This is a genomic window from Rubrivirga sp. S365, from assembly GCF_032248475.1.
In the GTDB taxonomy this organism is placed as follows: domain Bacteria; phylum Bacteroidota; class Rhodothermia; order Rhodothermales; family Rubricoccaceae; genus Rubrivirga; species Rubrivirga litoralis.
The window spans coordinates 110,513-120,528 of sequence record NZ_JAVTTN010000010.1; the positions used below are offsets into that span (position 1 = coordinate 110,513).

Sequence of the window (10,016 nt, forward strand, 5' to 3'; positions counted from 1 at the left end):
CTTCCACTCTCGTTACTAACATTAAAGGAAGCGATGAGCATGAAGCCGCCCGTGTTGGACGCCGACTCCGCGGCAGCCGCCCCTCTCGCGGCCGAGTGCCCCTCCAAGATGACGCGCACGGGGGCCGCGTTCTCGCACAGCACGGCGACGGGGGGGGGGAAGCCGAGCGCCTGGGTGGAGCACCAACATCCCCGGCACTGCGAACTTCCCCAAGCGCCTACGACGCCCGGTCAACGATCTCGCGGACCCGAGACACGACGTCCTCCAAGGTTGGGACGCCTGCCGCGAGATCCAGGAAACGTCGGGTGTTCTCCAACTCGGTGTTCGTCGGCGTGGTGAACACGCGCGTCGAGCTTGCCACCCACCGCGCGAGCCCGTCGGCCGCCTGCGCGGCCGTGTCCGGATTGGAATGGACTGCCGCTCGGAGCAGGTGGGGGAGGGCCGCCCAATGGGGGAGCCTCCCCAGCGACCGGAGCGCCTGACGACGGACGTGGGCGGCCGACCCCGCCAGCATCCGCGAGAACACGGCGTCGGCGTCGGCGCCTGGGATTCCGTCCGCGATGGCCCCTGCCGCCGTCCGCGCCACTCGGGGCGACGGGTCTGTGGTCGCTGCGATGATGCGCGCGGTGTGCCCATCCGGGTCCAGTCTGACGAGCGTGCGGAGCGCGGCGGCCCGGACGCTCGCCCGCCAGTCGTCCAGGTGGGGGAGGGCCAGCGCCGCATCCGACGCCACAACTGTCTCGGCGACGCCACCGAGTGCCGCCTGGAGATCACGACCTGTTCCCGCCTCCTCGGCCTCTACCAGCGCCCGGCGATACACGTCTGCGAAATCGACCGTCTCGTTTGCACGTCGGCCGGTGAAGAACCGTGCGTCGTGGCGGATCGAGCCGTGCGCGTCGAGCAGCGCGTCCTGGAGCGCGGCGTCGACGCCCGGCGCGTCGCGCTCGACGAGCCCCAAGAGCACCTCACGGCGGACGCCCATCGCTGGGTCCGCGAGCAGAGCCGCTTCGACGGTTTCGTCAGCCACCTGCCCTGCGCGGACGGCCCGCGCGATGGTCAGCCGGACGAGCACGTCGGAGTCGCCCGACGCCAGCTCCGCCGCGGCGTTGCCCGCTGCCCCACCCGCGTCGAGCGCGACCCGGACGGCCGCTCGCCGCACCGTCCGGTCTCTGGCCATGAGCACGGAACGGAGCGCGTCGCCGTCGGCCGAGAGCAGCGCGACGACTTGGACCTCCAGGTCGCCCGCGTCGTGCCGCTGGCGGTCCGAGAGCCCGAGCACGAGCGGGAGTGCCTGGCCCCACGCCTCGGCGTACTCGTCCACCAGTCGGTCCCGGACGGCCCTCTCCGCCGCTCGCCGAACGGGTCCCACCCAGTCGTTCAGACGCAGAACGAGATACGGAAGCTCCCGCCCCGACCCCTCATCGGCCAATGCATCGACGGCTGCCTCGCGGACGTACCCGCTCGGGTGGAACGAGACCATGCCGTAGTACGGCGTCTGCAACCGGCCGCCGGGTGCCTTCCGGTCGAGACCGTGGGGAATGAGGTCCAGCCACGTCTGCCCAGCCCGGACGCCCCACCACGACACCTGCCGCCGGACCTCGGTCTCGACGCGCGGCAAGTCCCCGACGGGGATCGTCCTGAGGATTGAGCCTACAGCGGATGCAGCGGCGACGCCCACGTCGCCGCCCTCGACGAGCGGGCCGAGCAGATGGGGCAGCGTGGACCGTTCGGCTAGCCGACCCAGCTCGGCCAGGGTTGCTACGCGAGGATCGGGCGTGCCCGGCCACCGCCAGCCACGCGGCTCGAGTGCCAGGACCAGGCGGCGGACGTCGTCCGTCACAGCCGTGGGTCGACGGGGTCGCTCTCCATCGCGAGCACCGCGAACACGCATTCGTGGACGCGCCGCAGAGGCTCTCGCCGGACGAACCGCTCCAGCGCCTCGACACCCAGGGCGAACTCCCGGAGGGCGAGCGACCGCTTCCGCTTGAGGTTCCGCCGACGCAGCCGCTCCAGATTCTCTGGCAACGTGTACTCCGGCCCGTAGATGATCCGGAGGTACTCGCGCCCCCGGCACTTCACGGCGGGCTGCATCATCCCCTTCTTGCCGTAGGCCACGAAGTCGAGCGGCTTGATCACCATCCCCTCACCGCCCGACTCGGTCATCGACTCCCACCACGCGACGGCGTCGGCGACGGCCGCCTCGTCCGACAGGTCGACGGCGCGGTGGGCCGTCGGGTACAGGACCGGGTCGTCCTGGCCCGTCAGTTCGGCGGCCCGGTCCATGTGCCAGCGGTGGTCTCGGTCGACGTGGGCCGCGCCTTCGGTCGCGAGGACGTGGAAGGGCGCCAGCCGCAAGTCGTCTACCGACTCGACCGGCCAGCAGTAGTGGCGGTAGGCGTCGACGTAGCGGACCGTGGCGTCGTCCCGCTGCCGCGTACGGTCGAGCAGCGCCGACACGTCGACGCCGGACGCCTGGGCGGCTTCCAGCGACGCGACGGCGGCCGGGAGCGCGGCGCGCGCGGCGGCGCCGACGGCGGCGTACTGCTGACGGAGCAGCTCCTGCGCCTTGGCTGACCACGGCATGAGCTCGCAGTCCAAGACTGCCCAGCCGGTCTCGAAGCGGTCCCACCACCCCGTCCGGTCGATCCCGGAGCGCAAGCGGTCGAGCAAGGCCGTCTCGGTCTCGCGGTCGGGGAAGAACCGGCGACCTGTCCGCGTGAGCACGACCCCGGTCTCCCCGGTGTCCACGCCGAACCGGCGCTCGGCGGCGGCGGCGTCCCGGCACACCGCCACGACGGCGCGGCTTCCCATGTGCTTCTCTTGGCACACGACCGTCTCGACGCCGCGCGAGCGGTAGTGCGCGAGCGCCCTGTCCGGGTGCTCCAGGTACCCCTCCCGCTCCGAGGTCTCCGACGGCGACATGGTCGGCGGGAGGTAGACCAACCAGCGCGGGTCGGCTGCGAACCGGCTCATCGTCTCCAGCGCCGCCGCCGACTGCTCGGGGTAGACGGTGACCGTCTTGCGGAGCCGGGTCTCGATGATCCGCTTGCCCGTCACGTCGGCCAGGTGGAGGCCGTCCGCGTCGAGCGCCAACTGCGCGGCAACATCGGAGCCTGTGGCGCCGTCGCCGGACGCGCCCGCCTCCCCATCCAGGAAGGGGCGCGCGGGCTCGGCGTAGGTCTCGCGCGCCGGGACCGACACCAGGTCGCGCTCGGGCCACCGGAGCGCCGTCAGCTTGCCGCCGAAGACGCAGCCGGTGTCGACGTTGATCGTGTTGTTGACCCACTCGGCCTCGGGGACCGGCGTGTGGCCATAGACGACGGCTGCGCGGCCTCGGTACCCGGCGGCCCAGTCGTGGCGGACCGGGAGCCCGAACTCGTCGGTCTCGCCCGACGTGTCGCCGAAGAGCGCGAACGACCGGACGGCCCCGGACCCGCGCCCCTGCATCTCCTCCTTCATCCCGGCGTGGGCCACCACTAAGTCCCCGCCATCCAGGACGGCGTGGCTCACCAGCCCGTCGAGGAAGTCGGCCACCTCGCGCTCGGCCCGCTGGCGCTCGCCGTCGGGGAGCGCGGCGAACTCGGCCAGCGTCTCCGCCAGCCCGTGCGCGACGCGGACGTTCTTGCCCCGGAGCTTCTTGACCAGCTTGACGTCGTGGTTGCCCGGCACCGCCAGCGCGGCCCCGCTCTCGACCATCGCCCGGACCGTCCGCACCACGTCGAGGTTGCGCGGACCACGGTCCACCAGGTCGCCCACGAAGACGGCCTTCCGGCCCTCGGGATGCCGATGCACGCCATCGTCCTCGCGGTACCCCAGCGTGTCCAGCAACTCCGCCAGTTCGTCCATGCAGCCGTGGACGTCGCCGACGACGTCGAACGGGCCGTGCTCGTCGCGCTTGTCGGGCCACAGCCGGGTGCGGACGACCTCGGCGGCCTCGACGTCCTCTACCGTCTTGAGTTCGTAGACGTAGCGGAAGCCCTCGCGGCGCAGCCCCTTCATCGAGCGCTCGAGGTCGCGCCTGTGGTTGCGGACGACGTGGGGGCCGAAGTCGCGGTCCTCCCGCGCCGCGTTCCGCTTGTGGCAGACCGACTCGGGCAGGTTCAGCACGACGGCGACGGGGAGCGCGTGGTACTCCCGCGCCAGCGCCACCAGCGGCTTGCGCGCGAACGGCTGGACGTTCGTCGCGTCGACGACGGTGAGCCGCCCGCGCTTCAGGCGCTTGGCGGCCACGTAGCGGAGCGCGTCGAAGGCGTCGACGGTCGCGTCTAGGCTGTTCTCGTCGTCGTCGACCCAGGCCCGGAAGCGGTCGGACGACAGGACCTCGGTGCCCGCGAAGTGGCGGGCGGCGAACGTGCTCTTGCCGGAGCCGGACGGCCCCATGAGCAGGACGAGCGAGAACTCGGGGATCTTGATCTGCATCTCTCGGGGGGTCAGGCGCTGGCGGCGTCGGTGGGCAGGCCGTCGCGGCGCGAAAACACGCCCATCTGGGTCGGCGACCCGTGCGCATCGTCGACGGGGCCGACGGTCCGGAACTGGGCGTCGTAGCCGTGGCGCTCGGCGACGCCCCCGGCCCAGGACTGGAACTCAGCCCTCGTCCACTCGAAGCGGTGGTCGGGGTGCCGGAACCGCCCGGCGGGGAGCGTCTCCCAGAGAGCGTTGTACTCGGCGTTCGGCGTCGTCACGACGACGGTCCCCGGCCGGGCGTCTCCGAACACGGCCTGCTCGAAGGCCGCCAGTCGGGGCGGGTCGAGGTGCTCGATGACCTCGACGGCCGCCGCCGCGTCGAACCCGGCCAGCCGTGCGTCGCGGTAGACCAGCGAGCCGTGCAACAGCGACACCCGCTCGCGGAGCGCGGGCGCGGCATCCTCGCCCAGGTGGAGCCGGTCGCGCGCCTGCTCCAACGCCCGGACGGACACGTCGACGCCCACAATCTCGCGGAACTGGCCGTCGCGGACCAGGTCGCGCATTAGCCGTCCCTCGCCGCACCCCAGATCGACGACGCGCCGCGCGCCGCTCTCCTTGAACGCCGCCACGACGGCCTCCATCCGCTGGTCGTTCAAGCGGACGGGCTTCTCGACGGCCTCCTCCACGGCCCCGGCCTCGTCGTCGTCGGGTACGGGGTCGTCGGCCGCCAGCCGGTCGAGCGCGGGGCGGGTGAGCGAGCGGAAGCGGAGGTAGCGCCGGGTAATCAGCTCGCGCTCGGGGTGGGCCGAGAGCCAGCCCTCGCCCTTCTCCATCAGCTTCTCGACCTCGTCGTCGCCGACGTAGTAGTGCTTCCGCGCGTCGAGCGCAGGGACGAGCACGTACAAGTGCGTGAGCAGGTCCGCCAGTCGGACCGTGCCCCGGAGCGTGAGTGAGACGGTCGCGCTCTGGCCCCAGTCGGGGAAGGCGGGGTCGAGAGGGTGCTCCTCGGCCTCCACCTCGTACCCCAGCGGCTCGAACATCCGCCGCACGACCTCCACGCCGCCCCGGGCGGGCAACGACGGGAGCCGGGCCTCCAGCGGGATCGCGGTCTCGACGAGCTCGGGGCGGTCCTTGCACCGGCCCCCCAGCGCCGTGCCGTACACCTTCGAGATCGCCGTCGACAGGAACGACGAGGCTGAGTAAGGCCGGTCGTTGACGTACTGGTCGAGCGTCACGCCCCGGCCGCGGACCAAGGCGACGGGGTCAACGTCCAGGAGCAGCGCCGCCGTGCACCGCTCGTCCGTCGCGTGGGGGTAGTAGACGTGCGCGGTCCCGAACGCGAGGTCGAACGCCTGCGCCTTCGTGGGGTGCTTGTGCAAGAGGTACCCGAGGTCGGTGGCCGGGCGGTGGGTGGTCGTGATCTCGAGGAGCATGGTCGTTCGCAGAACGGACAGCGAAGCTACCGGCGGCGGACGAGCGGGCGCGTGGCCGTCCCCGCCCGGTTCCTGGGCGCTGTAGACTCGGTCAGCACACCCCCACGTCGATATGTCCGAACGCCGCGACTCGCACGACGCCACGCCCGAAAAAGGTGGGGCCAACCCCGGCTACGCACTCGGGCAGCTCGCCCAGGCTCTTACGACGGGCCAGGAGCACCCCGACGCCGACACCCGCCAGCGGGCGGACCGGCGGGCCTCCGACTGGCTCCGCATCTTTGGGGGGATGCTGTCGGGCGCCCTCCGCATCGGGAGCCGGACTCCGATCCGGGGTGTCCCCGTCTGGGCCACCACCCGCGTCGCGCAAGGGGGATTCGCGACCGGCGACCTCGCTGCTGGCGGCCCGCTCCTCGACCACGAACAGACGCTTCTCGCGGACCTCCCGGAGGCTGACCGTGCGCTCGGCCGGTCCGCTCTCAACGCCTTCTTTCTGACGGAGGAGGGGCTGGCGCAGCTCATCGCCTGGCTGGAATCGGGAACGTACCGCGTCGACGTCCCCGAGGAGGGCGCGCTCTTGACCGTCGCCTGGCTAGCGACTCACGGCCACGCTCCGGCGGCCCGCCGCATCCTGGACGAGATCGGCCCCTGGTTCGACCGCCTCCGGTTCTACCCGGTCCCGTCAGACTCAGAGACACCGCGCGACGGGGCCGTCCGCCTCGGGGACGCGGGAGACCTCGCGCGGCGACTCCGCAAGCGACGGGTGCCGCACGACATCCTCGACCAGCATGAGGCGCTCGCCGTCTGGCTCCCTCACCAGGACCGCGTGGTCGCGCTGCTCGCGGAGACCGTCCGCGGCCCCATGCCTGCGCTCGTGTCCGAGAGCGCGGACGGCACGTCGGTCGTCGAGGGCGGGTGGCCGTTCCAAGTGTTCCCCGACGGCTGGGCCGACCGCGCCCGCGTCCTGATCGACGAGTACGACCGGCTCCGCGCCGACCACCAGCGGACGGGCAAGCCGGACCGCCCTGGGGCCAACCCCTCCCGCCTCCGCGCCGCGCTGGCGGTCGCCGCGAGTGACCCCGCCCGGCTCTCAGGGCTCGAGGTCGGAGCGGTGCGGACGGCGCTCGCGCAGATCCAGGCGAAGCGCGGCCTTCCCGGCTCCCCTCGGCTCGCGGCTCTCCGCCAGACGCAGACCCGAATCGCCACGATGCCGACCAAGGCCGCCTGGGCCGACACGCTCGCGGACCGCCTCGATGCTCTAGGCACGGCGGGGCTGGTCTCTGGCGATGCCGATGCCTTGCTGGCTCCTGCGGACGACGCCGAGGCGGAACGCCACGCGGTCACGGCAGGCGAGCCGATCCCGGCCGCTTTCCGCCAGGCTCTCCTGCGCGTCACCGACGCCTCGCCCGAGCAGCACGTCGCCTGGGGGACGGTCTCCTCAGGTGAGGCGCTCGCCCGCGTCGTCCCGACCCTGACGGCCCTCGTGCGCTCGGCAGGCATCTCCGACCCCGCCCTCCGCCGCCTCGACGAGTCCGTCTACGCTGCGTTCCGCCGCCGCCGGTCCGTCCTCCTGCTCGACCTCCAGAGCCAGGCAAAGCTCCGCGAACTCCCCTGGGTCCAGGCGCTGGAGCCGTTCCGAGAGAGCGGGGCCGCGACCCACGCCGCCGCACGCGACACGCTCACCCGCGTCGTCGGCCTTGCCCTCTCGTCGTTCCCCCATCAGATCCTGCCGAACAAGCTGCTCCAGGAGATCCGGGCGCTTATCGAAGCCGCCGGGCTCCGCGTGCCGCTCGTCGACGAGGTGGCCGCCGACATCTTCATGGGGACGTTCACCGAGAAGTACCTCCGGGCGGCCCAGGTTGCGGGCCGACTCTTGGAGGGATCGCTCTACGAGCGCTACTACGGCATCGACTATGCCGCCGTCCTCGCCCTCGACGACGTCGAGCGCCCCGCGCACGGCGCGCCGACCTCGCCCGCGTTCGCTCGTCTGTGTTACGCTCGCGCAGACGTCGAGCCGTCGGCGAGCCGGTGGGCCTGGGACCGCTCCACGGCCCAGAACGGCGCGGTGATCGAACAGGAGCAAGTGTTGACCACTCACAACCTCGCCGGGCTCTTCGACGCCGTCGACCTCGCCGGAACGCTCGGCCCGCGCCTCCCCGACCTCGCACGCCAGACGTTCACCTGGGTCGCCGACACGATCGAGGGACTCAAGGGGCCTCGGTGGGGGCAACTCCGGGCAGTCAAGAACGCGGCCTACGCATGGCGCCAGCTCGTCTTCTTCCTGTCCGTTGTGCCTGCCGACGCTCGGTCCGAGTTCCTCGAATGGGCTGCGGACGAACTCCATAATCGTCCCAGCCCTCTCGCCGAACGGCTCGCCCCCATCGTCGCTGATCTCCGTGCTGTCGCAGACGACGCCCTCGCGCCCCGCCCAGGCGCCCCGTTCTACGGGTGGAACGAGCGCACGCACCGCTTGGTGACGGCGGACGCTTCGTAGCGAGGACTGAGCCGACGGCTCTCACAGGCCACCAGTCCAGCGGCTGGGGAATGGACGCATAGCGGACGCTGCCGCCCTACTCGCCGCGACCGAGGGCTCGGGATGCCGCCTTGACGGCCTTCTCCGCCGTCACCATGCCGACGGACCCGACGCGACTGGCGAGCACCTTCCCGGCGGGACCGCCCACCCGAGCCCGCGTCAAGAGCACGCCGGGTGTTCTGGCGCTCCGCTCCCGGAGTGCCTTGTCGAGCCGTTCCAGCCGCGCCCGGACGACGGCGGGTCCGAACTCGTCCACGCTCGACTGGCGGGCCGCGTCGCGCACCCCGGACAGCTCTGCGGACACGGTCCGGTGCGTCTCACCGGCCTGCTTCACGATGGCCTCGGCCTTCTGAACGGACACGCGGGCCTCCACGAATGCCCGGCCCCGCTTCGCCGCCAGAGGCGCAGTCGCACGCGCAGGATCTGTCGTGGCGCTCCTGACGAGACTGTAACGCGATGTCGAGGGCGTCGCCCTGAGCACCCCGTACCGTTCGGGCGCGATGGCCATCCGCTGAACCGCCCGGTCCGCACCGCTGGCCTGGGCGTCGCGGAGGAACGCCTGCGCGGCCTCTGGCGGACGGGCGTACGTCTCCGCCATCGACGACCCGAACGCCCGCTTCGCTTCGGCTGCGCGTGCCTGCGCCGTACCGAGATCCTTCTGAGCACGAGCCACGGCGGACGCGGCAGCGCCCTCGACGCAGGCGACGGCCCGGAGCGCCTTCTCGCGCTCAGCCATCAGCCGGGCCGTCTGGGCGTGGTCCGTGACCGCGCGCTCCATCCGGTCGAGCCGTCCACCGCGACGGGCATCGCGCGCTCGCGCCCGAGCCTCGAACGTCCGGCTCGCATGGGACGAACTCCTTTCCTCCGCTCGGCGCTGCCCCGTCCCGCCAGAGGCCCTCGCCTTTCCCCGACTGGCGGCGCGCATGGCGACCCGGCTCCCGGTCCTCAGAGCCGTCTGGGCGAACACCTCGTCGGCGTCGCGCTCGCCGTCGGCGACCACGGCCCGAGAGACCGCACGGCCGACACGGCGGGTTCGGAGCGCGTTTTGTTTCAGAGCCCCCGCCCGCCTCTGACGAGAGAGCGTGGCACGCCGCTGTGAGCCCCCTCGTGGCCCTCTCGCTTCGCGCGCCGTCCGACCCGGCCCGTTCCTCGCCTCGGTGCCCCGCGCGCGCTGGTGGGCCGCGAGGCTCCCGAGGCGGGCCTCCAACCGAGGGCGGCTGACCGTCCGGCTCACCGACGACAGTTTGGCCTCCCGCTTCCCGTCCGTCACGACGGCCCCTCGGCCGCGTCGCTCGATGCGGAGGCCCTTCGCCTGCAACCGGGCGTCGAGGTCGGCCCACGTCGGTGCTTCCTTGAAGTCGCCCAGCGCCCGGTCGCGGACCTCGCGCGCGAACCCCCGGTCGGTCTGGCCTCTGGCGCCAGCGGCGCGGGCGTTCCGACCCGTCCACCTCAGCCCAAGCTCTCGCTCCTGGCGCTCGACCGACGCCCTCAGCCGTCGCCGGTCGTTCGACGTGGACCACGCCCGGCCGTCCGGCCCGACGCGGTTGACCATCACGTGGACGTGGGCGTGCTCGCGGTCCACGTGACGCGCCACGAGCGCCTGGTGGTCTTCGAGTCCGACGTCGCGGAGTGTCCGGTCGACGGCGCTG

Annotated in this window: 5 protein-coding genes; 1 reads left to right on the forward strand and 4 read right to left on the reverse strand. The window is 72.5% G+C overall.

Going from position 1 to position 10,016, the window contains the following annotated elements; translation table 11 throughout:
* Nucleotides 1–217: 217 nt before the first annotated feature.
* Genes RQM47_RS17360 through RQM47_RS17370 form a run of 3 tightly spaced genes read right to left on the reverse strand, consistent with a single transcriptional unit; the run spans nucleotide 218 to nucleotide 5,837 of the window.
* Nucleotides 218–1,840: a hypothetical protein gene (locus tag RQM47_RS17360; RefSeq protein ID WP_314010015.1), complete on the reverse strand. Its 1,623-nt coding sequence runs from the start codon at nucleotides 1,838–1,840 to the stop codon at nucleotides 218–220.
* Nucleotides 1,837–4,419, reverse strand: a complete 2,583-nt coding sequence (locus tag RQM47_RS17365) for a polynucleotide kinase-phosphatase (RefSeq protein ID WP_314010017.1) — start codon at nucleotides 4,417–4,419, stop codon at nucleotides 1,837–1,839. Before RQM47_RS17365 ends, RQM47_RS17360 begins: the two co-directional genes overlap by 4 nt.
* Nucleotides 4,420–4,430: 11 nt before the next feature.
* On the reverse strand, nucleotides 4,431–5,837 hold the full coding sequence (locus RQM47_RS17370) for a 3' terminal RNA ribose 2'-O-methyltransferase Hen1 (RefSeq protein ID WP_314010019.1): 1,407 nt from the start codon (nucleotides 5,835–5,837) through the stop codon (nucleotides 4,431–4,433).
* A gap of 112 nt (nucleotides 5,838–5,949) precedes the next feature.
* Here RQM47_RS17370 and RQM47_RS17375 point away from each other — a divergent pair, with 112 nt between their 5' ends.
* Entirely contained in the window at nucleotides 5,950–8,328 is a 2,379-nt protein-coding gene (locus tag RQM47_RS17375; RefSeq protein ID WP_314010021.1) for a hypothetical protein, read from the forward strand.
* A 76-nt stretch (nucleotides 8,329–8,404) separates the two neighbouring features.
* On the opposite strand, the gene RQM47_RS17380 is transcribed toward RQM47_RS17375, so the two are convergent.
* The coding region (locus RQM47_RS17380) for a relaxase/mobilization nuclease domain-containing protein (protein WP_314010022.1) at nucleotides 8,405–10,016 on the reverse strand (1,612 nt) is incomplete at its 5' end.